This window comes from Pseudomonas sp. NPDC087615 (assembly GCF_044743445.1).
Taxonomy (GTDB): domain Bacteria; phylum Pseudomonadota; class Gammaproteobacteria; order Pseudomonadales; family Pseudomonadaceae; genus Aquipseudomonas; species Aquipseudomonas baetica_A.
Genome location: NZ_JBIUWM010000027.1, coordinates 22,031 through 45,077 on the forward strand (window position 1 = coordinate 22,031; position 23,047 = coordinate 45,077).

The 23,047-nt window shown below is 58.3% G+C and carries 23 protein-coding genes; 7 read left to right on the plus strand and 16 right to left on the minus strand.

Going from position 1 to position 23,047, the window contains the following annotated elements; genetic code table 11:
- The first annotated feature begins 523 nt into the window (after positions 1 to 523).
- Positions 524 to 934: a GNAT family N-acetyltransferase gene (locus ACIOU6_RS15150; RefSeq protein ID WP_339538070.1), complete on the plus strand. Its 411-nt coding sequence runs from the start codon at positions 524 to 526 to the stop codon at positions 932 to 934.
- A 33-nt stretch (positions 935 to 967) separates the two neighbouring features.
- Here the strand turns inward: ACIOU6_RS15150 and def are convergent, their stop codons facing one another.
- The 3 genes from def to ACIOU6_RS15165 all read right to left on the minus strand — a co-directional run bounded on the left by def (position 968) and on the right by ACIOU6_RS15165 (position 2,816).
- Complete coding sequence (def, locus tag ACIOU6_RS15155) at positions 968 to 1,507, minus strand: peptide deformylase (protein WP_221730734.1); 540 nt, start codon at positions 1,505 to 1,507, stop codon at positions 968 to 970.
- Between the two features lie 2 nt (positions 1,508 to 1,509).
- Positions 1,510 to 2,460 (minus strand): YihY/virulence factor BrkB family protein, encoded by a 951-nt coding sequence (locus ACIOU6_RS15160; RefSeq protein ID WP_221730733.1) that lies wholly within the window; start codon positions 2,458 to 2,460, stop codon positions 1,510 to 1,512.
- Between the two features lie 164 nt (positions 2,461 to 2,624).
- A complete protein-coding gene (locus tag ACIOU6_RS15165) occupies positions 2,625 to 2,816 on the minus strand; it encodes a CsbD family protein (RefSeq protein WP_401137519.1) in 192 nt (63 codons plus the stop codon).
- A 196-nt stretch (positions 2,817 to 3,012) separates the two neighbouring features.
- Between ACIOU6_RS15165 and ACIOU6_RS15170 the strand changes: the two genes are divergently transcribed.
- Positions 3,013 to 3,390 carry a hypothetical protein gene (locus ACIOU6_RS15170; protein ID WP_115984244.1) on the plus strand — a complete coding sequence of 126 codons (378 nt, stop codon included), beginning with the start codon at positions 3,013 to 3,015 and terminating at the stop codon, positions 3,388 to 3,390.
- Between the two features lie 77 nt (positions 3,391 to 3,467).
- On the opposite strand, the gene fadD1 is transcribed toward ACIOU6_RS15170, so the two are convergent.
- On the minus strand, positions 3,468 to 5,165 hold the full coding sequence (fadD1, locus tag ACIOU6_RS15175; protein ID WP_221730731.1) for a long-chain-fatty-acid--CoA ligase FadD1: 1,698 nt from the start codon (positions 5,163 to 5,165) through the stop codon (positions 3,468 to 3,470).
- Positions 5,166 to 5,525: 360 nt separating this feature from the next.
- Positions 5,526 to 7,214, minus strand: coding sequence for a long-chain-fatty-acid--CoA ligase FadD2 (gene fadD2 / locus ACIOU6_RS15180; protein ID WP_401137522.1), 1,689 nt, complete (start codon positions 7,212 to 7,214; stop codon positions 5,526 to 5,528).
- A 239-nt stretch (positions 7,215 to 7,453) separates the two neighbouring features.
- Here fadD2 and ACIOU6_RS15185 point away from each other — a divergent pair, with 239 nt between their 5' ends.
- Positions 7,454 to 8,398 carry a lysophospholipase gene (locus ACIOU6_RS15185; RefSeq protein ID WP_401137525.1) on the plus strand — a complete coding sequence of 315 codons (945 nt, stop codon included), beginning with the start codon at positions 7,454 to 7,456 and terminating at the stop codon, positions 8,396 to 8,398.
- Positions 8,399 to 8,440: 42 nt separating this feature from the next.
- Positions 8,441 to 8,911, plus strand: coding sequence for a MaoC family dehydratase (locus ACIOU6_RS15190; protein ID WP_071553717.1), 471 nt, complete (start codon positions 8,441 to 8,443; stop codon positions 8,909 to 8,911).
- A gap of 121 nt (positions 8,912 to 9,032) precedes the next feature.
- Here the strand turns inward: ACIOU6_RS15190 and ACIOU6_RS15195 are convergent, their stop codons facing one another.
- Complete coding sequence (locus tag ACIOU6_RS15195; RefSeq protein WP_221730728.1) at positions 9,033 to 9,500, minus strand: PA2169 family four-helix-bundle protein; 468 nt, start codon at positions 9,498 to 9,500, stop codon at positions 9,033 to 9,035.
- A 206-nt stretch (positions 9,501 to 9,706) separates the two neighbouring features.
- Between ACIOU6_RS15195 and ACIOU6_RS15200 the strand changes: the two genes are divergently transcribed.
- Both ACIOU6_RS15200 and ACIOU6_RS15205 read left to right on the plus strand, forming a co-directional pair.
- Positions 9,707 to 9,943, plus strand: coding sequence for a DUF3820 family protein (locus ACIOU6_RS15200; RefSeq protein WP_003227425.1), 237 nt, complete (start codon positions 9,707 to 9,709; stop codon positions 9,941 to 9,943).
- Positions 9,944 to 9,972: 29 nt separating this feature from the next.
- Positions 9,973 to 11,154, plus strand: coding sequence for an aminotransferase class V-fold PLP-dependent enzyme (locus ACIOU6_RS15205; RefSeq protein WP_221730727.1), 1,182 nt, complete (start codon positions 9,973 to 9,975; stop codon positions 11,152 to 11,154).
- Positions 11,155 to 11,159: 5 nt separating this feature from the next.
- Here the strand turns inward: ACIOU6_RS15205 and ACIOU6_RS15210 are convergent, their stop codons facing one another.
- From ACIOU6_RS15210 to zwf, 4 genes are all read right to left on the minus strand, one after another.
- Positions 11,160 to 11,885, minus strand: a complete 726-nt coding sequence (locus ACIOU6_RS15210; protein ID WP_401137528.1) for an intradiol ring-cleavage dioxygenase — start codon at positions 11,883 to 11,885, stop codon at positions 11,160 to 11,162.
- A 189-nt stretch (positions 11,886 to 12,074) separates the two neighbouring features.
- Complete coding sequence (locus tag ACIOU6_RS15215; RefSeq protein ID WP_075945403.1) at positions 12,075 to 12,740, minus strand: bifunctional 4-hydroxy-2-oxoglutarate aldolase/2-dehydro-3-deoxy-phosphogluconate aldolase; 666 nt, start codon at positions 12,738 to 12,740, stop codon at positions 12,075 to 12,077.
- Between the two features lie 17 nt (positions 12,741 to 12,757).
- Positions 12,758 to 13,471: a 6-phosphogluconolactonase gene (gene pgl, locus ACIOU6_RS15220; protein WP_401137531.1), complete on the minus strand. Its 714-nt coding sequence runs from the start codon at positions 13,469 to 13,471 to the stop codon at positions 12,758 to 12,760.
- The gene (gene zwf / locus ACIOU6_RS15225; RefSeq protein ID WP_221730724.1) at positions 13,458 to 14,924 is read right to left on the minus strand and encodes a glucose-6-phosphate dehydrogenase; all 1,467 of its coding nucleotides are present in this window, start codon (positions 14,922 to 14,924) and stop codon (positions 13,458 to 13,460) included. Before zwf ends, pgl begins: the two co-directional genes overlap by 14 nt.
- Before the next feature lie 226 nt (positions 14,925 to 15,150).
- Between zwf and ACIOU6_RS15230 the strand changes: the two genes are divergently transcribed.
- The gene (locus ACIOU6_RS15230; RefSeq protein ID WP_171057240.1) at positions 15,151 to 16,011 is read left to right on the plus strand and encodes a MurR/RpiR family transcriptional regulator; all 861 of its coding nucleotides are present in this window, start codon (positions 15,151 to 15,153) and stop codon (positions 16,009 to 16,011) included.
- A gap of 147 nt (positions 16,012 to 16,158) precedes the next feature.
- Here the strand turns inward: ACIOU6_RS15230 and ACIOU6_RS15235 are convergent, their stop codons facing one another.
- The 6 genes from ACIOU6_RS15235 to ACIOU6_RS15260 form a co-directional block, all read right to left on the minus strand.
- Positions 16,159 to 17,013, minus strand: coding sequence for a D-hexose-6-phosphate mutarotase (locus ACIOU6_RS15235; protein WP_221730723.1), 855 nt, complete (start codon positions 17,011 to 17,013; stop codon positions 16,159 to 16,161).
- Positions 17,014 to 17,127: 114 nt separating this feature from the next.
- The gene (locus ACIOU6_RS15240; protein ID WP_221730722.1) at positions 17,128 to 18,477 is read right to left on the minus strand and encodes a carbohydrate porin; all 1,350 of its coding nucleotides are present in this window, start codon (positions 18,475 to 18,477) and stop codon (positions 17,128 to 17,130) included.
- 106 nt (positions 18,478 to 18,583) lie between these two features.
- Entirely contained in the window at positions 18,584 to 19,744 is a 1,161-nt protein-coding gene (locus ACIOU6_RS15245) for an ABC transporter ATP-binding protein (RefSeq protein ID WP_221730721.1), read from the minus strand.
- A 2-nt stretch (positions 19,745 to 19,746) separates the two neighbouring features.
- The gene (locus ACIOU6_RS15250) at positions 19,747 to 20,592 is read right to left on the minus strand and encodes a carbohydrate ABC transporter permease (RefSeq protein ID WP_221730720.1); all 846 of its coding nucleotides are present in this window, start codon (positions 20,590 to 20,592) and stop codon (positions 19,747 to 19,749) included.
- Entirely contained in the window at positions 20,585 to 21,493 is a 909-nt protein-coding gene (locus tag ACIOU6_RS15255; RefSeq protein WP_221730719.1) for a carbohydrate ABC transporter permease, read from the minus strand. Before ACIOU6_RS15255 ends, ACIOU6_RS15250 begins: the two co-directional genes overlap by 8 nt.
- A 156-nt stretch (positions 21,494 to 21,649) precedes the next feature.
- Positions 21,650 to 22,951, minus strand: a complete 1,302-nt coding sequence (locus ACIOU6_RS15260) for an ABC transporter substrate-binding protein (RefSeq protein WP_221730718.1) — start codon at positions 22,949 to 22,951, stop codon at positions 21,650 to 21,652.
- Positions 22,952 to 23,047 lie beyond the last annotated feature (96 nt).

Genomic DNA, 23,047 nt, shown 5'->3' on the forward strand with positions numbered 1-23,047 from the left:
GCAGCGTGAAATCACGGACTAACCTGTACGATCCACAGGGTTAGTTAAGTGTCAGCATAGACAGCGAAATGCCTTGCGCAAGGCCACTAGTCGGCCAGTATCTGGCACTTTTTGCACAAGAATCGGTTCAGCGAAGGGATAGGTTGCCGGGGCGAGGGCCATCACGAGCGGTGGGCGGCGTAGAATTGATGGGGGCATGGCGTTGCCCGGAACGGGAATCCTCCCCTCTGTGCAGCAGCGGTGAATGAATTTTGCAGATCACTTTCGAGTTCAGGCAGGAGCCCGAGAACCGGGCTCCGGAGAGGCGTGATCAATGACCGAAGATGTCGACTTTCTTGGCTTTTTTCTCGGCGCGTTTTTCAATCGCAGTCTTGGCCGGTTTCTTCTTCGCGGCTTTCTTTGAATCCATACCTTTGGACATGATGCGTACTCCACTCACAGGGGATGTGAGATCAGGTATACACCTATCCCGCCGCGCACGTTCTTTTATAATCGCCGCTTTGCCCACCGACAGTCCGAACCCATGCCTGACACCCAATACAGCCTGCTCGACGAGTCTCTTTGGCCGTTGATGAACAAGTTTTACCGCCGCCACCAATCCTCGATGAAAGCCGTGCGCGAGGCGCATTTGTGGGTGGCACGCCGGGGAGAGATTGTCGCTGCGTTGTGTTTACGGCCGGTGTCGGGCGGCCAATGGTTGACCGGGTTGTTCGTCGATCCCGGATGTCGTGAGCAGGGGATTGCGGCGAAGCTTATGGACGCCGCGCTAGAGGACGTGACGCAGCCCGTGTGGCTGTTCTGCCATCCGGATTTGCGTGGTTTTTATGAGCGACGCGGGTTCAGTTTCGACCCGCCCCTGCCCCAGGCGATGGCTGAGCGGTTAAGCCGCTATGCGCGCAGCAAGCCGATGATTGCGATGGGGCTGAATCAATAGAGATCCAATAGGGGCGATTGTGCAGGACTCGGATCAATCGTCTGCGGTGGGATCAAGATCCGGGAACATCACCTCGGTGAAGCCGAACTTGCTGAAATCGGTGATGCGCGACGGGTACAGCCGACCGATCAGATGATCGCACTCGTGTTGCACCACTCGCGCGTGGAAACCTGAAGCGATACGCACAATCGGCTCGCCCTTCGGATCAAATCCCTCATAACGAATCTGCTGATAACGATCCACCGCGCCACGCAAACCCGGCACCGACAGACAGCCTTCAAAGCCCTCTTCGGTGAGTGGGCTCAGTGGTGTGATCAGCGGGTTGATCAGGATCGTCTGTGGCACCGCTTCAGCGTCCGGGTATCGTTCGCTGTGCTCGAAACCGAAGATCACCAGTTGCAGGTCGACACCGATCTGCGGTGCAGCCAGGCCGACGCCGCCGACGCTTTCCATGGTCTGGAACATGTCGTCGATCAGTTGCCACAACTCGGCGCTGTCGAACATTTCGGCCGGTACCGGCGGGGCGATGCGCAGCAGGCGCTCGTCGCCCATTTTGAGGATTTCACGGATCATGATCAGGCTTCGTCAGTGTCCGGCTTGAGCGAATGATCGCGGCCCAGGCCCGAGACATGTTGTTTGGGATGTTCGTCGAGTTCACCAGGGACTTTCTCGCCCGAGTCCTTGCCCTCGTGGGACATGTGTTCGATCACCGCATTCATCTCCGCACCGAGCAACAGCACCGCCGAGGAAATGTAGAAGTACAGCAACAGCACGATGATCGCCCCGATGCTGCCATACATTGCGTTGTAGTTGGCGAAGGTTTTCACATAAAACGCGAAGCCCAGTGAGGCGATGATCCACACCACCACCGCCAATACCGAACCCGGTGTAATGAAGCGGAATTCCTGTTTGACGTCCGGCATCACGTAGTAGATCAGCGCCACGGCAACCATCATCAGAATCACGATGACCGGCCATCGCGCGATGGTCCAGACGGTGACGATGACTTCTTCCAGGCCAACCCGCGCGGCGATCCAGCCCATCACTTGCGGGCCGAGCACCATCAGCGCGGCGGCGGCCAGCAACATGCCGGCAATGCCAACGGTGTAGAAAATCGACAGTGGAAAACGCTTCCAGACCGGCCGACCTTCGACCACATCGTAGGCGGCATTCATCGCGCTCATCATCAGGCGCACGCCGGCAGATGCGGTGTACAGGGCAATCACGATACCGACCGAAAGCAGCCCCCCCTTGGACTGCTGTAACTGATCAATCACCGGGTTGACCTGTTCCAGCGCCTGCGGTGGCAGCACCAGTTCCGATTGCAGACGCAGCCAGGTAAAGAAGTCCGGCAGGTGCAGGAAACCGATCAGCGCAATCAGGAACAAAATGAACGGGAACAGCGAAAACAGCATCTGGTAGGCCAATGCCGAGGCGTACGTCGACATCTCGTCGTCGATGAATTCAGTCACGGTGCGCACCATCACCCGGTGCAGGGGCAAACCTTTCATGTCCGGAAATATCATTCGCGTCTCCTTTCGCCGCATTACAGGTTGAAGTCGTGGCGACTCAGGGGCCGTTTTTTACATCACGTTAGCCTACTTGGCGAGCCTCGTCGGGTCAGCGCCTGTTGAGGATACAAAAACGGCCATCCTTGGATGGCCGTTCGTGTCTTTCGTTCAAGGCTGCATTACGCCTTGTCGACGCCTTTCTTGATGGCGTCTTTGGCTTTGCCGACCGCTTGCTGGGCCTCGCCTTTTTTCTCTTGCAGGGTGCCTTCGGCTTGCAGTTTGGTGTTGTCAGTGGCTTTCCCCACACTTTGCTTGACGTTGCCGACCGCTTCATTCGCCATGCCTTTTACTTTATCGCCTGTGCTACTCATGGTGTTTCTCCTTGATGCATTAACGAGGAAAAGTCATTACGTAAGGATTGACCGACCCTGTTTGCGCCAAGTTTCATTTTTTTTGAGGGTTCATTTCGTCGCAGCATGCAGGTTGGGCTTTATGTTTGCCGGCGTTGCCTTGAGAATGCGCTCCATATGGGCGCCAAGCGCCAGGAACCGACCCCGCAGGAATGTTATGAAACTCGATAAAAAGCAGGCCATTGCCCGTCGAAACCAGGAACTGGGCGGCGCTGTGCTCGGCACCAACAACTGCCACTTCGCCGAACTGAACCGCAACCGCAACATCTGGTGGTTCGACCTGCCGGTGACGCGTCTGGCCGTGGGTCAGTACGAGTGGATTCACCTGCTGATGCATACGCCGGCCACCGACGAACTGCTGCACCTGAAAGTGCCGACGGTGTTCCTGCGCGAGAAGCTGGAAGGGCTGGTGATTCGCAACGAGGGCAAACGCAAAGCGGCGCTGAGCCTGGAATTGAGTGCAGACAAGGATTCGTATCTGCAGGACATGCGTCCGACAGGAACCAATGTGAATTTCGCGCCATTTCGCCAGTAACCGCGAAAACGGCCTCACAGGCACAGAATTTCTCCCGGCCAAAATCAAAAAGCCCTGCATCTGCAGGGCTTTTTGCTTTACGCGGCGTTCTTCGCCTTGATCTTCTTCAGCTCTTCATCACGCAACTCGCGGCGCAGGATCTTGCCGACGTTGGTGGTTGGCAGCGTATCGCGGAACTCCACTGAACGCGGCACCTTGTAGCCGGTGACGTTGGCGCGCATGTGCTCCATTACCTGCTCTTTGGTCAGTGTTACGCCTGGCTTGGCAACGATGAATATCTTGATCGCCTCGCCCGATTTCTCGTCCGGCACGCCGATAGCCGCGCACTGCAGCACGCCCGGCAGGGTCGCCAGCACGTCTTCCAACTCGTTCGGGTAGACGTTGAAACCGGAGACCAGAATCATGTCTTTCTTGCGATCGACAATGCGCATGTAGCCATCCGGCTGGATCAGCGCGATATCACCGGTCTTCAACCAGCCGTCGCTGTCGAGCATTTCATCGGTGGCTTCCTGACGCTGCCAGTAGCCTTTCATCACCTGCGGGCCCTTGACGCACAGTTCGCCGATTTCACCCAGCGGCTGCTCGACCCCGGCATCGTCGATGACTTTGCACAGCGTCGATGGCACCGGAATACCGATGGTGCCGACCTGGATGTTCTGGATCGGGTTGACCGTCGCCACCGGGCTGGTTTCGGTCATGCCGTAACCTTCGCAGATGGCGCAACCGGTCACGGCTTTCCAGCGCTCGGCGGCGGCCAATTGCAGGGCCATGCCGCCGGACAGGGTGACTTTCAGCGCGGAGAAATCCAGCTTGCGGAAGCCTTCGTTGTTGCACAGCGCCACAAACAGCGTGTTAAGGCCAACGAAACCACTGAACTTCCACTTCGACAGTTCCTTGACCATTGCCGGCAGGTCACGCGGGTTGCTGATCAGGATGTTGTGGTTGCCGATCAGCATCATCGCCATGCAATGAAAGGTGAACGCGTAGATGTGGTACAGCGGCAGCGGTGTGATCAGGATTTCGCAACCTTCATTAAGGTTGGAGCCCATCAGCGCTTTGCATTGCAGCATGTTGGCCACGAGATTGCGGTGGGTCAGCATCGCGCCTTTGGCAACGCCGGTGGTGCCGCCGGTGTATTGCAGCACCGCAACATCACCGCTGTCCGGGTTGGCTTCAGCCACTGGCTGGCCCTGCCCCTTGCTCAGCACGTCGTTGAATTTGACGGCTTTAGGCAGGTGATAAGCCGGAACCATCTTCTTCACGTACTTGATGACGCTGTTGATCAGCAGGCGCTTGAGCGGTGGCAACAGGTCGGCGACTTCAGTGACGATGACGTGTTTGACGCCGGTTTTCGGCACCACGGCTTCAGCCAGGTGCGCCATGTTCGCCAGGCACACCAGCGCTTTGGCACCGGAGTCGTTGAACTGGTGTTCCATTTCCCGCGCGGTGTACAGCGGGTTGGTGTTGACCACAATCAGCCCGGCGCGGATGGCACCGAAGACAGCCACCGGGTACTGCAGAACGTTGGGCAGTTGCACGGCGATTCGATCACCGGGCTGCAAATCGGTATGCTGTTGCAGATACGCGGCAAACGCACCGGACAATTCGTACAACTCACCGTAGGTGATTGTCTTGCCCAGGTTGCTGAAAGCCGGTTTGTTGGCGAAGCGTTGGCAGGATTGCTTCAACACTGCCTGAATGTTCGGATACTCGTCTGGATTGATGTCGGCAGCAATTCCAGCCGGGTATTTATCCTTCCAAAAGTCTTCGATCATGGAAGCCCACTCCTCAGCAACGCGAATTCTTCACCGCATTTGATGCGATTATTATTGGTGTGTGTTTTGTATTGGTGAATCTGGCTTTTGGATAGGCCGAGAAGTCACAAAGCGCGCCGAGAGTAGCAGCTTTGCCGAGGGTCGACTAGAGCCAAAAGCGGCCCCTACAGTCACATTGATGACTCAAGACTTGCTAGCGGTCATTTTAGAGCAAAAATCCTATAACACCCTGAAAGCCCCGGAATTCGGGGGTATTCCTCCCAAAAGCATCGCGGGTAAGCCTGCATCCACAAGATCTGCATAGATACCTGTGGGAGCATGGCTTGCCCGCGATCCGCGCAAAGCGCGGCCATTGACCGATCAGGCGATATCGCGCAACTCACGTCGCAGAATTTTCCCTACAGGCGTCATCGGCAACGACTCACGCAAGACAATGTGTTTCGGCACTTTGTAGGCGGTGAAATTCTCTTTGCAGTAAGCCTTGAGCTCTTCAAGACTTACACCGCTTTCGCGCGCCACCACAAACAGCTTGACCGCCTCGCCCGAACGCTCGTCCGGCACACCGATCACCGCGCAGTTGGCGACTTTCGGGTGGGCCATGACCACATCTTCGATCTCGTTCGGGTACACGTTGAAACCAGAGACGATGATCATGTCCTTCTTGCGATCGACGATGCGCACAAAGCCGTCCGGGTCGATCACCGCGATGTCGCCAGACTTGAACCAGCCCTCGGCATCCAGCACTTCAGCGGTGGCTTCAGGTTTGTGCCAGTAGCCTTTCATGATTTGCGGGCCTTTGATGCACAACTCGCCACGCTCGCCCATCGGCTGTTCGACGCCGTCATCGTTGATGACTTTCAACAGCGTACCCGGTACCGGCAGGCCAACCGTACCCAGACGCGACTGGTCGCCGTAGGGGTTGGTACACGCCACCGGCGAGGTTTCGGTCAGGCCGTAACCTTCGGTGATACGGCAACCGGTGAGCTGCTCCCAGCGTTCGGCCGTGGCTTTGACCAGCGCGGTGCCGCCGGAGTTGGTCAGTTTCAGACTGGAGAAATCCAGCGTCTTGAAATCCGGGTGTTCCATCAGCGCGACAAACAATGTGTTCAAGCCCAGCAGCGCCGAGAAGCGCCAGTTCTTCAGTTCCTTGATAAACCCGGCAATGTCGCGCGGGTTGGTGATCAGCACGTTGTGATTGCCGGACACCATCATGCACATGCAATTCGCGGTGAAAGCATAGATGTGATAAAGCGGCAGCGGCGCGACCATCACTTCCTGGCCTTCGCGCAGCAGTGGCTGCCCGTCAGGGCCCAGTTGCGCCAGACAGGCCCGCACTTGCTGCATGTTCGCCACCAGGTTGCCGTGGGTCAGCATTGCACCCTTGGCCAGCCCCGTGGTGCCGCCGGTGTATTGCAGCACAGCGATGTCGTCGAGGCTGGCCTTCAAGGGTTTGATGCCCAGCCCACGCCCCATGCGCAATGCGCTTTTGAAGGAGATCGCCTGGGCCAGCGAATACGCCGGCACCATTTTCTTCACTTTGCTGACCACGGTGTTGACCAGCCAACCCTTGGCGGTGGGCATCAGGTCGCCCATCTTCGCTTCGATCAGGTATTGAATGTCGGTATCGGCCAGCACTTCCTGGACTTTCTGGCCGAACATGTTCAGGTACACCAGCGCTCGAGCGCCGGAATCCTTGAACTGATGCCGCATCTCCCGCGCGGTGTACAGCGGGTTGGTGTTGACCACGATCAGCCCAGCGCGCAAAGCGCCGAACACGGCAATCGGGTAATGCAGGACATTGGGCATCTGCACCGCGATGCGATCCCCGGGCGCAAGATCGGTATGCGCTTGCAGGTAGCCTGCGAAGGCAGCGCTTTGGCGCTCAAGTTCTGCGTAGGTCAAGGTCACGCCCATGTTGCTGAAGGCCGGGCGATCGGCGAACTTCTTGCAGGAACGCTCAAACACCTCGATCACCGACTTGAATTCACCCATGTCGATGTCCAGCGGTACGCCGGCCGGGCGTTTGTCATTCCAGAAATCAGGTTGCATTGTTCTTGTCCTCTTTACCTGAGCTGATCCGGGGCCGCGTTTCTGTCATTTCTCGTTCATCCCTTGAAAGCAGAAAGCAAAAAGCGGAGCTTCACGGACACTAGCAGTTATGGCCAATCAGGCAAATACGGGTAAAGCCGTCATTGATCGTATGAATCTTCCTGCCGTCGTGTGGGCTGATCAGACGAAGAACAACGAATGCGCTATACACTGTTTCGACTCTGAGCAAAGGAATCGCCATGATCCACGACACTTTATGGCTGGACGCGAGTGACCGCAGCCGCCTCTTCGTCAATCAGTGGCTGCCGACGGCGCCGTTGAAAGCGGTGATCCTGTTGGCCCATGGCATGGCCGAGCACAGCGGGCGTTACCAACGACTGGCTGAAAGGTTCTGCGCCCAGGGCTACGGCGTGTACGCCCCGGACCTGCGCGGACATGGCAAAACCGCCGATACCGGCACCCTTGGGCATTTCGCCGACGACGATGGCTGGTGCAAAGTCGTCGGTGATCTGGCCAGCCTCAATCAGTACATCGGCCAGCAACATCCCGGCGTACCGATCATTCTGCTCGGGCACAGCATGGGCAGCTACCTCGCCCAAGGTTACCTGCTGCACCACAGCGCCAGCCTGCACGGGGCGATTCTCAGCGGTTCGAACTTTCAACCGGTGGCGCTTTATGGTGCCGCGCGGCAGATCGCCCGCCTGGAAAAACTGCGTCAGGGTGGCAAGGGTCGCAGCGCAATGATCGAGTGGTTGTCGTTCGGCTCGTTCAACAAAAAATTCAAACCGGTGCGCACGTCATTCGACTGGCTCAGCCGCGATCCCGACGAAGTCGACAAGTACGCTGCCGACCCGCTGTGCGGCTTTCGCTGCACCAATCAGCTGTGGATCGACTTGCTCGGCGGCTTGCAGCAAATCAGCAAAGCGTCCACTCTCGCCCAGATCGACCCGGGCCTGCCGCTGCTGGTGATCGGCGGCGAATGTGATCCGGTGAGTGAAGGCAAGCGTCTGACAGATCTGGCCAATGCCTTGCGCACGGCCGGCAGCCACGACCTGCAACTGAAGATCTATCCGCAGGCGCGGCACGAATTGTTCAACGAAACCAATCGCGACGAAGTGATCGCCGATGTGCTGACCTGGATCCGTCAGGCCTTAAGCCATCCGCGCCCTCATCGCAGCGAATAATTTTTTGTGGATTCATTTAATCCGTCACAGGAACCAAGACCGATGACCCAGGTTACCAACACCCCTTACGAAGCCCTCGAAGTCGGCCAGACCGCCAGCTACAGCAAGACTGTCGAAGAGCGCGACATTCAGTTGTTCGCCGCCATGTCCGGCGACCACAACCCGGTACACCTGGACGCCGAATTTGCCGCCGCCAGCATGTTCAAGGAACGCATCGCACACGGCATGTTCAGCGGTGCGCTGATCAGTGCAGCCGTTGCCTGCGAATTGCCTGGGCCGGGGACTATTTATATCGGTCAGCAGATGAGCTTTCAGAAGCCGGTAAAGATTGGCGACACACTGACCGTGCGCCTGGAAATCCTTGAGAAGCTGCCCAAGTTTCGCGTGCGGATCGCCACTCGCGTGTTCAACCAGCGTGATGAGTTAGTCGTCGATGGCGAAGCTGAGATTCTGGCGCCGCGCAAACAGCAGACTGTGACACTGCCGACGTTGCCGGCGATCAGCATCGGCTGATTGGCTGCACAAAACAACGAGGGAGCGGGCTGGCTCGCGAAGAGGTCGTGTCAGCAACATCATCGTTGCATGACACACCGCATTCGCGAGCCAGCCCGCTCCCACCGTTTTTCAGCGTGGCTTACGAACGAGCGCGAGCCTGGTTACGCAGGGCCTTCACCTGGTCGTGATTGCGTTGCGCGCCATGGTACTGGCGTTCAACCATGTCACGAATACCGACCAGATTGTGCTTGTTGATTTTCTCCATGGCTTCACGATAAGCCTTCAGCGCGTGGTCTTCACCGCGCTCGGCTTCGTTTAGCACTGCTTCTTCGTCCTTGCCGGTAAACATGGCTTTGACGTCGACCCAACGGCGGTGCAGGTCACCGCTGACGCTGGTGGAGGTTTCCGGATCACCGCCCAGTTTGCGCACTTCAGCTTGCAGTTCCGCAGCGGCGGTAGCGCAATCGGCAGAGCGGGTGGTGAACAGCGTTTTCAGTTCAGGATGCTTGATGTCTTCAGCGCAAGTCTTGAACCCTTCCTGACCGTCTTTGCTGGTTTCAATCAGGTCATTGAGTACAGAGATGGCTTCTTTATTCATGTCAGTCATTTTTTCAATTCCTTGCGGTTGGTTGAAGATGCAAGGGATATTGCAGTGTGCGTGCCAGTTTTCTATAAATAAAAAAATCGTTATATATCAATACGCTAAATGTAAGTGAACTATCTGTATCAAGGATATTTGCATGATCTGTCATTTGGCCTGCATGCAGAATGCCTGTATTTTCCACTCTGATTTGAAGCCAGACGATCTCACTGATGAATCCCGAAAAACTCGAACTGTTGATCACCCGCGAAATGCCCTTTGGCAAATACAAGGGCCGGATCATTGCCGACCTGCCGGGGCCTTATCTCAACTGGTTCGCCCGCGAAGGCTTCCCGCACGGTGAACTCGGTGGCTTGCTGGCCTTGATGCAGGAAATCGACCACAACGGCCTCTCTGACTTGCTCGAACCGCTACGCGCAAAACACGGCAAACCTGCCCCGCGCCACTGACGCGCCCTCCTCTACAGAGCTTGCCAACCATGCCCGACAACACCCGCCGCGCCCGTGACGAAGCCTTCTGGCAGACGTTCGCTGATCGTTATGACGCTCAACCCGGCCCCGTAAACCTGGAGAACGGTTACTTCGGGCGCATGTCACGCACGGTGATCGAGGAGTACCAGCGCAACATCGAGCTGATCAACAACAGCAACTCGGTGTATGTGCGCCAACGCTTCGAACAGCACGACAACCTCGACATTCGCGCGCAACTGGCCGAGTTGATGGGCGTACGCGCGCAAAGCGTTGCCTTCACACGAAACGCCACCGAAGGCCTGCAATCGCTGATCCGCAACTACAACCGCCTGCAACCGGGCGATCAAGTGCTGATCTGTGACCTCGAATACGACACGGTAAAAGGCGCCATGCGTTGGCTGGCAAAGCATCGCGGTGTAGAGGTGATCGAGATTGCCCACGCGCACCCGGCGAGTTTCGACAGTTTGCTGCAGGCCTACCGTGAGGTGTTCATCCGCCACCCGAAACTCAAGCTGATGGCGTTGACGCATGTCACCCATCGCACCGGCCTGGTGATGCCGGTGCAGGCTATTGCCGCGCTGGCCAAGGAGCACGGCGTCGACATCATCCTCGACGGAGCCCATGCCCTGGGCCAGATCGAGTTCGATCTGGAAGCATTGGGCATCGCGTTCGCCGGCTACAACCTGCACAAATGGATCGGCGCGCCCCTGACCCTTGGCTTTCTCTATATCGCCCCGCAGCGCCTGGCCGACATCGATCCGGACATGGGCGAGATGCACTATACGGTCAACGATATCCGCAGCCGTACTTCCTACAGCACGCCCAATATTCCAGCGCTGATGAGCCTCCCGTTGGTATTCGAGGAGCACCGTTCGCTCGGCGGCGCACCGGCCAAAGGTGCGCGCCTCAATTACCTGCGCAATCTTTGGGTCAGCGCGGTGCGGCACTTGCCGGGCATTGAAGTCATGACCCCGGACGATCCACGGCTGTTTTGCGGGATCACTTCTATGCGTTTCACTCGCCACGACGATCAACAGGCGATGGCTGAGCGACTGCTCAACGACTACAACCTGTTCACCGTTGTACGTACTGGCGCAGCCTGTGGACCGTGCATTCGCATCACGCCGGGGCTGACCACCACGTCTGCCGACATGCAGTTGTTGACCCGTGCGCTCAACGAGCTGCGTTAACGCGGCTATACGGTGTACTTGTCGAAGTCCTCGGGCCTGATCTGCGTCGACACCGCAAAGGTGTCGATGCCGATGGTGAGGTGGCCGAAATAACCGTCCTCGTGGGAGTCGCGACCGATCGGCCAGACAGCGAGGGTCGAGGCTTCGCCGCCCATACCGGCGTAAATACTGTCCTGGCCGTTGTCCAGCGGTAACGATGCCCGCCCCCGATAGGCTTTGGCATTGAGCACCGAGCGTGAAACGACCTCGGGAAAGTACAACTGCCCCACCCACGCCACACAACGCTCATCAAGGTATTCACTGCCGGCAACCATACGCACCGCGACATGAATGTGCAGCGTGCGACCGGCATAGAACCCCGGATAGATCGTCGTGAAACGCACCCTGCCCTTTTGATCGCAAAACTGGCTGCCACGCAGGTAGGTGTGGTCGTCGGTGCGCGGGATCGAACCGATATCTTCAACCTCGACTTCGAGGTCGGGATTGATCCGGCTCCAGCCCGAATAAGCCCCTCGCGCATTGCAATGCCAGATGTCCACGAGGGCGCCACTGACCGGCTCACCGGTCATTGCATCGACAATGGTCAGGCGCAGGATCAACGGCAGGCCTTCAGCGCCTTCGCTGATGTTGCGGCGCAACAGTTTGGGATTGCGAAAATAAGGCCCGGCGATTTGTTCGGGGGCCAGTTGATACACAGGTTGCGGTGATGGTGATGCGGGATCTCGATCCATGACACGTGCTCTCTTCCATAAGAAGAGCGCAGATTAGCGTCGGGAAAAAGTCAGCGTGCGGTAACTATGTATCGAGCAATGTATCTGCAACTTTTTCAGAGCAAAAAAAAAACGGTGCACCGACCAAGCGCACCGTAAAGCCGTAGAACACACAACGAAGTGTCAGGTAAAGCAGTCAATCCACAAGCATCAGTCCAGCAGCGCCAATGCCTCGGCGGTGCATTCCTGAATGCGGGCCCAGTCGCCGTTCTTGATCCACTCCGGATCCAGCATCCAGCTACCGCCCACGCACATGACGTTTTTCAGCGCCATGTAGCTCTTGATATTGGCCGGGCCAACGCCACCGGTCGGGCAGAATTTCACTTCGCCGAACGGGCCGCCAAGGGCTTTGATGGCGGCGACGCCACCGCTGACTTCAGCCGGGAACAGCTTGAAGCGGCGATAGCCCAGACCATAGCCTTCCATGATGCCGGAGGCGTTGCTGATGCCCGGTAACAGCGGAATCGGGCTGTCGACGCTGGCTTCGAGCAAGTCGCGGGTGATGCCTGGGGTGACGATGAATTGCGAACCCGCCGCTTCGGCCGCCGCGAGCATGTTGCGATCAAGCACGGTGCCTGCACCGGTCATCAGTTCCGGGCGCTGTTCGCGCAGGATCTGGATGGCCTTGAGACCGAACTGCGAACGCAGGGTCACTTCCAGCGCGGTGAGGCCACCTGCGGCCAGGGCGTCGGCCAGTGGCAGCACGTCCTGTTCACGAGCGATGGTGATCACCGGCAGGATCCGCGCCTTGGCGCAGAGGCTGTCGATCAGGGCAACTTTGTCCGCCATGGAAACGGTCGGGGATGGGTTTTTCATAGCGGCTGTTCCTTGGCTCATGGGCACCAGTAAATCTCTAACGTGGGTTGCAGAAACGCGCGAACCGGCATGGCAGCGACATCGTCGGATGCCAGCGCGGCATTCAGGGTGGTCAGTTTCGATTGACCGGAAATCGACAGAATCTTGTGCTTCGCCGACGCCAGCAACGCCCGGCTCATGCTCAGACGCTGATGCGGCACGGTTGGCGCCAGCATCGGCCAGCAACGGCGGGTGCCATCGACCTGCAACGCCTCAGTGAGGTTCGGGCTATCGGGGAACAGCGACGCGGTGTGACCATCGTCGCCCATGCCCAGCACCAACACGTCAATCGGCGGCAACTCGGCGAGCAAACGGTCAGCCTGTTCGGCAGCTTGCTCGACATTCGCCGCAGCGCTGTAAAGGCTCAGAAATTGCGCCTTGGCGGCGGGGCCTTTGAGCAGGTACTGCTTGAGCAGACCGGCATTGCTGTCGGCGTGTTCGACCGGCACCCAGCGTTCGTCGGCGAGGGTCACGACGACCTTCGACCAGTCCAGTTCCTGCTTGGCCAGGTGCTGGAAAAACGCCACCGGACTGCGACCGCCAGACACCACCAGCACCGCGTTGCCGCGTGCAGCGATGGCATCGCTCAGTTGCTTGGCCACGTTCAGCGCCAGACCTTCGGCCAACAGCACCGGGCTCTTGAATTCGTGGGCATTTACGCCTGCGGGCAGTTTCACATCAGATATCGCCATACCACGACCTCCCATCCCGCGTGATCAATGCAATGGAGCTCATCGGCCCCCACGACCCGGCCGCGTACGGCTTGGGCGCGTCACCGGATTTTTTCCACCCGGCGATCAACTGGTCACACCACTTCCACGCGGCTTCGATTTCATCTTTACGGACAAACAGGTTCTGATTGCCGTTCATCACTTCCAGCAACAACCGCTCGTAGGCATCGGGGATCCGCGCGCTACGCCAGGTGTCGGAGAAATTCAGTTGCAGCGGACCGCTGCGCAATTGCATGCCTTTGTCCAGGCCCTGCTCTTTGGTCATCACGCGCAAGGAAATACCTTCGTCCGGCTGCAGGCGGATGATCAGTTTGTTGCTGATCTGCAGGCGCTGCTCGGGGGCGAAGATGTAGTGCGAGGGTTCTTTGAAATGGATGACGATCTGCGACAGCTTTTGCGGCATGCGCTTGCCGGTTCGCAGGTAGAACGGCACGCCGGCCCAGCGCCAGTTGCGGATGTCGGCACGCAGGGCGACGAAGGTTTCGGTGTCGCTCTGGGTGTTGGAATTCGGTTCTTCGAGGTAGCCCGGTACGGACTTGCCTTCGCTGTGACCGGCGATGTACTGGCCGCGTACCACTTGAGTGGTCAGGCCTTCCGGGCTGATCGGCGCGAGCGCCTTGAGCACTTTTACTTTTTCGTCACGGATGCTATCGGCGGACAGGTCGGCCGGCGGATCCATGGCGATCAGGCAGAGCAACTGCAACAGGTGATTCTGGATCATGTCGCGCAGTTGGCCGGCCTTGTCGAAGTAACCCCAACGGCCTTCGATGCCGACCTTCTCGGCCACGGTGATTTCCACATGGGAAATGTAGTTCTGGTTCCACTGGGTTTCGAACAGGCTGTTGGCGAAACGCAGGGCGATCAGGTTTTGAACGGTCTCTTTGCCCAGGTAATGGTCGATGCGGTAGGTGCGATTCTCCGGGAAGAACTGCGCCACGGCATCGTTCACTTTGCGCGAGGATTCGAGATCGGAGCCAATCGGCTTTTCCAGCACCACGCGGGTGTTTTGCGCCAGACCGACTTTCGCCAGGTTCTCGCAGATCGCGCCGTACACCGCCGCCGGCGTGGCGAAATAGGCAATCATGCGCTGCGTGCTGCCCGCCAGTTCGGCCAGCGCTACATAATCTTCAGCCTTAAGAAAGTCGACGTGCAGGTAGGTCAGGCGCGCCAGAAAGCGCTCGGCGACGGCTTCGTCCAACTCTTTGCCGACGTAGCGGCGCAGTTCATCGGCGATGAACGCCATGTGCTGCTGCTCGGAGCCGGCTTCACGGGCCAGCGCGATAATGCGCGTGTCCTCATGCAACAGGTCGGCGCCATCGAGGTGATAAAGGGCAGGAAACAGCTTGCGCAGGGCCAGATCGCCAAGAGCGCCGAACAAGGCAAAGGTGCACGGTTCAACCGTAATCGAAGGCATGATGTTTGTTCTTTTATCAAGTTAAGCTACAAATACCTTTTTTCAAGGCATCACTCAAGGGAAAATGTAGTAATAACCACAACATTTTCACAGAATACAGATTCCGAGTGGTGGTCGGTCGGAGCCATCAGTAGGATAGGCCACCGTTACGGGCCATATCAAAGGCCCAATTTGCATAGCCCGGCGCACCTTTGCGCAGGTGAATTAGGAATTCCATATGGACCGCGTGCGAAATTTACTGGAACAAATCCAGAGTCGCCTTGAAGACCTGAACAAGGCCGAACGCAAAGTCGCCGAGGTGATCCTGCTCAACCCGCAGCAGGCCACCCGCTTCAGCATCGCCGCCCTCGCCCAGGCAGCGTCGGTGAGCGAGCCGACGGTCAACCGTTTCTGCCGTTCGTTCGGCGTCAGCGGCTACCCCGAATTGAAGCTGCAACTGGCCCAGAGCCTGGCCAGTGGCGCGGCGTATGTCAGCCGTGCGGTGGAAGCCGATGACAATCCCGAAGCCTATACGCAGAAGATTTTCGGCAGCGCCATCGCGTCACTGGACAGCGCTTGCCAGGCACTGGACCCGAACCTGATCAGCCGCGCCGTCGACCTGTTGATTCAAGCGCGGCAGATCCACTTCTTCGGCCTCGGCGCGTCTGCACCAGTGGCCCTGGATGCGCAGCACAAGTTCTTCCGTTTCAACCTGGCCGTCACCGCGCATGCCGATGTGCTGATGCAGCGGATGATTGCTTCGGTGGCGCACACAGGCGAGCTGTTTGTGATCATTTCCTACACCGGCCGCACCCGTGAACTGGTGGAAGTGGCACGCATTGCGCGGGAGAACGGTGCTTCGGTGCTGGGGCTGACGGCGGAGAATTCGCCGCTGGCCAAGGCCAGTACGCTGAGCCTGAACATTCCGCTGCCGGAAGACACCGACATTTATATGCCGATGACCTCGCGGATCATTCAGTTGACCGTGCTGGATGTGCTGGCGACGGGGATGACCTTGCGTCGCGGGGTGGATTTCCAGCCGCATCTGCGCAAGATCAAAGAGAGCTTGAATGCGAGCCGGTATCCGGTGGGTGACGAGTTCAACTGATCCAAAATCTCGGCTGATTGATCCGGCCTCTTCGCGAGCAAGCCCGCTCCCATAGGGGATCTGTTTTGAACACAAATCCTGTGTTCATTGAAGATCCAATGTAGGAGCGGGCTTGCTCGCGAAAGCGTCAGGCGACTCACCACAAATTCAGGCCGCCGCCCACGCCTGCAAACTCAAATGCGCCTTAACCCCCGGCGCCAGATGCAGGCTGTCCGTCCCGCCCGTCGCCGCTTCAACACAAACAAACTCCGAGATCTCATCCCAACTCACGCCCAACAGCGGCCGCGAACCCGGATGCCAGACCACCGTGTCCGCCGTGTCACCGGTGTCAATGCACAACTCGCGCTGCCAGGCGTGATCCTTGAGCTGTAATTCGCCGTCGTGCTGGAACACCCGCTGACAGCCACCATCGACGCGCAACTCGCCTTCTTGCTGACAAACCTGGCGGTTCAACTGGTCATAACCCTGCGCGCCTTCGAGGCCGGACAGCGCTATCTCACCGACATCACCAATACGCCAGTAAGCGTGCAACGCCTGGCTCAACTGACACGGCATGTCGTCCTGATGCTCGGTGCTCAGACGCAATTCCATGCGTTCACCCAAGTGCGCGTGCAGATCGACCTGCCAATCGCACAGTTGCAATTGCCAGTGCAAGCGCACGCCATCCTCGGCGCTGCTGCTGTCGAGCAATTTCCAGTCGAGCAGCCGCGCCCAGCCATGGGACGGCCACGCGTTTTCGCTCGGGTGGCGGCCATACCACGGCCAACACACCGGCACGCCACCACGGATGGCACCGACATGCGGCCACTTCGCCGCACACCACAACCACGGCTTTTGCCCGCGCGGCTGAAAATGCAGCAACTGCGCGCCCTGACGACTGAACACCGCCTGACACAGCGGATGATCGATCACCAATACGTCGCGCATCTGATAGCGCTCCCAGGCAAACACCGGTTGTTCGCGCAGGGACTTGAAGAAGCGTTGTAGCGGATGCTCATGCATTGGCCACGATCCTGAACTCGTCTTTCACAGGGCGGCGCCTGGCCCCAAAAAAAAGCGGACAGCCTTGGCTGTCCGCAAATATGCGCACATAGAGAGGAGCTTATCGCAGACGCGTTAGAACACCGACTGAATTTTCAGACCGGCGACCAAAGCGTTGTCCACTGCGTCCACGCCACCTGGATGAGTGATGTATTGCAGGTTAGGACGTACGGTCAGCCAGTTAGTGACGTGGAAGCCGTAGTTGATCTCGTAGTTGTATTCGGTTTCACGAATCGGCGAGAACACCGGGTTGTCGTAGTCCGAAACACCATTGGATGCATTGAGCAGTTCGGCGTTTTTCTTCACGTCATCGTTGACGTGAATACGCGCCGCGCCAATACCGATGTCATCTTTTGGACGCGCGTCGAACGGGCCTTTGTAGACAAACATCACCGACTGATAGTTGTCGATGAAGTTGGTGTCCTTGTCGTGGAACGTGGCGTTGGCGGCGATGTTCAGACCGCGGGTCGCGTCACCGTTGTGGCTGGTGAGTTGCTGTTGCGCCACGAACCAGTAGCCGTGCTTGCTGCTGTGGGTGCGGTAGGCGTTACCGGTGGTTGCAGCGTCGTTGCCGTTGATGTCTTCACGGACATCGCTGGCATCAGCGGTGCTCTTGTAGTAACCGACGCGGTATTCGCCTGGCAAGCTGTTGACCTTAGGCGACCAGACCAGTTCGACCGGCAAAACAGTACCTTTGGTGCCGCTGCCGCTGAGCTTGAAGCCGTTGCCGTGTTCCAGTTGCGACGGGTTCTGGTTGTACGCACCGATCTGCGCGTAGAGCTCGTCGTTGATGTTGTACTTCACGCGGATCGCGGCCTGGCTGACGGGCCAGTTGTACCAGATGTTGGTCGCCCAGTTACCCACCTGGGAGCCGCAGAACGCCAAGTTCTGGAACTCGCACGGGAAGGTGTTGAAGTCTTCGCCTTCACCGAAGTAACCGGCCTTGACGTCGAGCTTGTTGTCGAAGAACTGGTGCTGAATCCACAACTGGGTCAGACGCACCATGTGGCCACGGCCGTAAACTTCTTGAGACGAGCTCAAGGTGCCGGCACGCGGGTCGCCCACGCGGTCGTTGGAGATATTTTGACCGTTACGGTTGGTCAGTTGAATCTTGGCCTGAGTGTTGTCCCAGCCCCACAGTTTTTGCAGATCCAGTGCCACGCCCAAACCGAACTGGTCGCTGTAGCGGCCGGTCTTGTCGTCGTTGTAGCCACCGTGCAGGTTGCCACCGACTTCCCCAACATAATCGGCCTTGATGTCGATACCCTGCTCGATCAGCTTGGTCCGCTCACCCCCCCAGTCGCCCGTCATCCATTTGGAATCGGAGCTGAACGCATCGGCGGCCATTGCATTACCGGCCAGCACCAATGCTGCCGCTGCTGACACTTGGCAGATCAACCGGGCATTGACGTGTTTCTTTTTCATCCCTACATCCTCGTCTTTATTGTTATTAACTGTTTTTATCTAACGCGGTTTACATAATTTGCGATGGATTACAGGCAATCCACCGCGTGCTCCCACATTTTGCTCTTCAGCGGCCTTTGAACTGAGCCACGTTGGCAGACCGCGCTTCGGCCTGCGCCTGACCGGCAACACCCAACCGCTCGCCAGTCTTGGCATCGAACAGCAGCACTTTCGACGGATCGAATTGCAGCGTCAGGTTCTCGCCCACCTGCGGCGCCACGTCCGGTGCCAGACGGCAGCAGACCTTGGTGTCGTTCAGGTTGACGAATACCAGCGTGTCCGGACCGGTCGGCTCGGTAACCTGCACTTCGGCGCGAATGCTCGGCAGGCCATTGCCCTCGTCGTTCGCCAGAACAATCTGCTCCGGACGCAGGCCGAGAATCACTTCGCGATCTTCAAGACCGGCGTCCTGCATGCCCATCGGCAATTCGCAACGCGCCTGGCCACTGTCGAGCAGTGCCAGCAGACGACCGTCCTTGCGTTGCAGACGCAGCGGGATGAAGTTCATTGGCGGCGAACCGATGAAGCTCGCCACGAACAGGTTGGCCGGGTCGTTGTAGATCTCTTTAGGCGTACCGAACTGCTGGATGATGCCGTCCTTCATCACCGCCACTTTGTCGCCCAGCGTCATCGCTTCGATCTGATCATGGGTCACGTAGACCGTGGTGGTTTTCAGGCGCTGGTGCATCAGTTTCATTTCGGTGCGCATCTCGACGCGCAGCTTGGCGTCGAGGTTGGACAGCGGTTCGTCAAACAGGTAGATCTTCGGCCGCCGCGCCAGGGCACGGCCCATCGCCACGCGCTGTTGCTGACCACCGGAAAGCTGACCGGGCTTGCGGTTGAGCAAGTGTTCGATCTGCAACAGCTTGGCCACGCGAGCGACTTCTTCATCGATCGCCGACTGCGCCATCTTGCGGATCTTCAGACCGAACTCGATGTTCTCGCGCACGCTCATGGTCGGGTACAGCGCGTAGGACTGGAACACCATGGCGATGTCGCGATCCTTGGGGCTCATGCCGCTGACGTCTTGGTCGCCAATCATGATCGCGCCGCCGGTGATGGTTTCCAGGCCGGCGATGCAGTTCATCAGGGTCGACTTGCCGCAGCCCGACGGGCCGACCAGGATCAGGAACTCACCGTCCTTGATCGACAGTTCGATGTTCTTCAGGGTGTCCGGCAAACCGGCGCCGTAGGTCTTGTTTACATTGCGAAGTTCGAGCGTTGCCATGATTACCCCTTGACTGCGCCGGCCGTCAGCCCGCGCACGAAATACTTGCCTGCGACCACATAGACCAGCAGGGTCGGCAGGCCGGCGATCATCGCCGCTGCCATGTCCACGTTGTATTCCTTGGCCCCGGTGCTGGTGTTGACCAGGTTGTTGAGCGCCACCGTGATCGGTTGCGAATCACCGCTGGAGAACACCACACCGAACAGGAAGTCGTTCCAGATCTGCGTGAACTGCCAGATCAGGCAAACCATGATGATCGGCGTCGACATCGGCAGAATGATCCGCCGAAAAATGGTGAAGAAGCCTGCGCCATCAAGGCGTGCAGCTTTGACCAGCGCGTCGGGAATGCTCACGTAGTAGTTACGGAAGAACAGCGTGGTGAACGCCAGCCCGTAAACGACGTGGATGAACACCAGCCCGGTGGTGGTGCTCGCCAGGCCCATCTTGCCGAGGGTGAACGAGGCCGGCAGCAGCACGGTCTGGAACGGCAGGAAGCAGCCGAACAACAGCAGACCGAAAAACAACTGCGAACCGCGAAAGCGCCACATCGACAGCACATAACCGTTCAACGCACCGATAGCGGTAGAGATGATCACGGCCGGAACAGTGATCTTGATCGAGTTCCAGAAGTAACCATCAACCGTGGCCCAAGCCTTGACCCAGCCGATACCGCTGACCACGGTCGGCCAGCTCAGCAAGTTGCCGGTGCTGATGTCTTCCGGGGTCTTGAAACTGGTCAACAGCATGACCACCAGCGGAATCAGGTAAAGGAACACGGCGAGGATCAGCACCGCGTAGATCGCGATGCGGCTCAGGCTGATCGCAGGTTTGGCAGCGAGACTAGTCATTACGCTTGGTCCTCAGCTCGGAGTACAGGTAAGGCACGATGATCGCCAGAATCGCACCGAGCATCAGAATCGCACTGGCCGAACCCATGCCCATCTGGCCGCGACTGAAAGTGAACGAGTACATGAACATCGCCGGCAGGTCGGAGGAATAACCCGGGCCACCGGCCGTCATCGCTGCAACCAGGTCGAAGCTCTTGATCGCGATGTGCGCCAGAATCATCACCGCACTGAAGAACACCGGACGCAGGCTTGGCAGCACCACTTTCCAGTAGATGGTCGGCATGCTCGCGCCGTCGATCTGTGCAGCACGAATGATCGATTGATCAACGCCACGCAGGCCGGCGAGGAACATCGCCATGATGAAGCCCGAGGCCTGCCAGACCGCCGCAATCACCAAGCAATACACCACGCGATGCGGGTCGATCAGCCAGTCGAGACGGAAGCCTTCCCAGCCCCAGTCACGCAACAATTTGTCCAGGCCCATGCCCGGGTTGAGCAGCCATTTCCAAGCGGTACCGGTGACGATCATCGAGAGCGCCATCGGGTACAGGTAAATAGTGCGAATGAAACCTTCGCGGCGAATACGCTGGTCGAGGAACACCGCCAGCAGCACGCCGATCACCAGCGTGATGCCGATGAACATGCCACCGAACACCGCGAGGTTCTTGCTCGCCACCCACCAACGGTCGTTCTCGAACAACCGCGCGTATTGCGCCAGACCGGCCCACTTGTAGTTGGGCAGGAACGTCGAGGTAGTGAACGACAGCACGAACGTCCACAGGATGTAGCCATAGAAGCCCACCAGCACGATGAACATGCTCGGCGCCAGCACCAGTTTGGGTAGCCAGCGTTGCAATGCATCGAACGGCGAGGCTTTGCTGAACACAGCAACAGAACTCATGGGGAAATCCAGTACAGGGAATAAAAACTACAGTGAGATCCCTTGTGGGAGCGGGCTTGCTCGCGAAGGCGGTGTGTCAGTCGACGGATGGAGCAACAGACACGACGCCTTCGCAAGCAAGCCCGCTCCCACAGGAGGGGCCTGTGCTAACGACGCTTATTTAGCCGACTTGATCGCTGCGCCGAGTTTCTTGGCGGTATCGGCTGGATCGGCTTTCGGGTCGTTGATGAAGTTGGTCACGACATCAAAGAACGCACCCTGCACCGCCAGCGTGGTCGCCATGTTGTGCGCCATGCTCGGCTGCAAGCCGCCGGACTTGGCGTCTGCCAGGAAGTCCTTCGCTGCAGTTTGTGCGCAGGAGTCGAAACCGAGTTTCTCCATGTTGTTCAACATGTCGTTACGTACCGGGATCGAGCCTTTGTTGATGCTGAAGACTTTCTGGAAGTTTTCACCCAGCACGACTCGGGCGATGTCCTGCTGACCGGCAGCAGTACCTTTGTCTTTCTGCTTGAACACCGCCAGGGAGTCGATGTTGTAGGTGAACGCTTTGTCGGTGCCCGGGAAGGCTACGCACTCGTAATCCTTGCCAGCGACTTTCTTGGCCGCGGTCCACTCGGACTTGGCCCAGTCACCCATGATCTGCATGCCGGCCTTGCCGTTGATGACCTTGGCCGCTTCCAGGTTCCAGTCCTGACCTTTGCCGTCGACGTCCATGTAAGTCGCGACTTTCTTCAGTTCGGTCAGGGCCTTGACCATTTCCGGGCCGGTCAGCGCTGCGTTGTCCAGATCGACCAGGGCTTTTTTGTAACCATCAACACCCATGACCGAGAGCACAACGGCTTCGAACACGGTGCTGTCCTGCCAAGGCTGACCGCCGTGGGCCAGCGCAATGAAACCGGCTGCCTTGAGCTTGTCACCGGCAGCGTAGAATTCTTCGAGGGTGGTCGGGTTCTTGGTGATACCGGCTTTCTTGAAGACTTGCGGGTTGATCCACAGCCAGTTGACGCGGTGAATGTTCACCGGAACGGCCACGTAATCACCGTCGTACTTCACGGTATCGGAGACTTTCTTGTCGAGCAGGCTGTCCCACTTCTCTTCTTTGGCGACGTCTTTGAGCACGTCAGTGTCGAGCAGACCGGTCGACGCCCATTCCTGGATGTCCGGGCCTTTGATCTGGGCAACGCCTGGAGGGTTGCCAGCGACAGCACGGCTTTTCAGTACGGTCATGGCAGTCGCACCGCCACCACCGGCGACAGCGCCGTCTTTCCAGGTGAAACCGTCTTTTTCGACTTGGGCCTTGAGCACATCAACAGCGGCTTTTTCACCACCGGACGTCCACCAATGCACGACTTCCACCGAACCTTTGGATTCGGCAGCGGACACACTGAGGGGCAGAATTGCGAGCGGGAACAGGGAGGCGACAGAAATGACAGTAGCGAGGCGAGAAATCGCATTCATCTGAGATGTACCTTTCTTGTTGTTATGCGTTGCAAGTCTGGTGCTTGCGCTGCACAGGAGTTTAAACAGGACGTTTCGCTTCGCAGGTAACGAAGG

Bases quoted from the DNA above. Each gene is read 5' to 3' on its own strand.
- ACIOU6_RS15240 (WP_221730722.1), bottom strand. From the start codon at position 18,477: ATGAAAAAGAAACACGTCAATGCCCGGTTGATCTGCCAAGTGTCAGCA.
- pgl (WP_401137531.1), bottom strand. From the start codon at position 13,471: ATGGCGATATCTGATGTGAAACTGCCCGCAGGCGTAAATGCCCACGAA.
- ACIOU6_RS15250 (WP_221730720.1), bottom strand. From the start codon at position 20,592: ATGACTAGTCTCGCTGCCAAACCTGCGATCAGCCTGAGCCGCATCGCG.
- ACIOU6_RS15165 (WP_401137519.1), bottom strand. From the start codon at position 2,816: ATGAGTAGCACAGGCGATAAAGTAAAAGGCATGGCGAATGAAGCGGTC.
- zwf (WP_221730724.1), bottom strand. From the start codon at position 14,924: ATGCCTTCGATTACGGTTGAACCGTGCACCTTTGCCTTGTTCGGCGCT.
- ACIOU6_RS15245 (WP_221730721.1), bottom strand. From the start codon at position 19,744: ATGGCAACGCTCGAACTTCGCAATGTAAACAAGACCTACGGCGCCGGT.
- ACIOU6_RS15195 (WP_221730728.1), bottom strand. From the start codon at position 9,500: ATGACTGACATGAATAAAGAAGCCATCTCTGTACTCAATGACCTGATT.
- ACIOU6_RS15260 (WP_221730718.1), bottom strand. From the start codon at position 22,951: ATGAATGCGATTTCTCGCCTCGCTACTGTCATTTCTGTCGCCTCCCTG.
- ACIOU6_RS15215 (WP_075945403.1), bottom strand. From the start codon at position 12,740: ATGAAAAACCCATCCCCGACCGTTTCCATGGCGGACAAAGTTGCCCTG.
- ACIOU6_RS15190 (WP_071553717.1), top strand. From the start codon at position 8,441: ATGACCCAGGTTACCAACACCCCTTACGAAGCCCTCGAAGTCGGCCAG.
- ACIOU6_RS15205 (WP_221730727.1), top strand. From the start codon at position 9,973: ATGCCCGACAACACCCGCCGCGCCCGTGACGAAGCCTTCTGGCAGACG.
- ACIOU6_RS15255 (WP_221730719.1), bottom strand. From the start codon at position 21,493: ATGAGTTCTGTTGCTGTGTTCAGCAAAGCCTCGCCGTTCGATGCATTG.
- ACIOU6_RS15185 (WP_401137525.1), top strand. From the start codon at position 7,454: ATGATCCACGACACTTTATGGCTGGACGCGAGTGACCGCAGCCGCCTC.
- ACIOU6_RS15210 (WP_401137528.1), bottom strand. From the start codon at position 11,885: ATGGATCGAGATCCCGCATCACCATCACCGCAACCTGTGTATCAACTG.
- ACIOU6_RS15235 (WP_221730723.1), bottom strand. From the start codon at position 17,013: ATGCATGAGCATCCGCTACAACGCTTCTTCAAGTCCCTGCGCGAACAA.
- fadD2 (WP_401137522.1), bottom strand. From the start codon at position 7,214: ATGCAACCTGATTTCTGGAATGACAAACGCCCGGCCGGCGTACCGCTG.
- fadD1 (WP_221730731.1), bottom strand. From the start codon at position 5,165: ATGATCGAAGACTTTTGGAAGGATAAATACCCGGCTGGAATTGCTGCC.
- ACIOU6_RS15170 (WP_115984244.1), top strand. From the start codon at position 3,013: ATGAAACTCGATAAAAAGCAGGCCATTGCCCGTCGAAACCAGGAACTG.
- ACIOU6_RS15150 (WP_339538070.1), top strand. From the start codon at position 524: ATGCCTGACACCCAATACAGCCTGCTCGACGAGTCTCTTTGGCCGTTG.
- ACIOU6_RS15200 (WP_003227425.1), top strand. From the start codon at position 9,707: ATGAATCCCGAAAAACTCGAACTGTTGATCACCCGCGAAATGCCCTTT.
- def (WP_221730734.1), bottom strand. From the start codon at position 1,507: ATGATCCGTGAAATCCTCAAAATGGGCGACGAGCGCCTGCTGCGCATC.
- ACIOU6_RS15160 (WP_221730733.1), bottom strand. From the start codon at position 2,460: ATGATATTTCCGGACATGAAAGGTTTGCCCCTGCACCGGGTGATGGTG.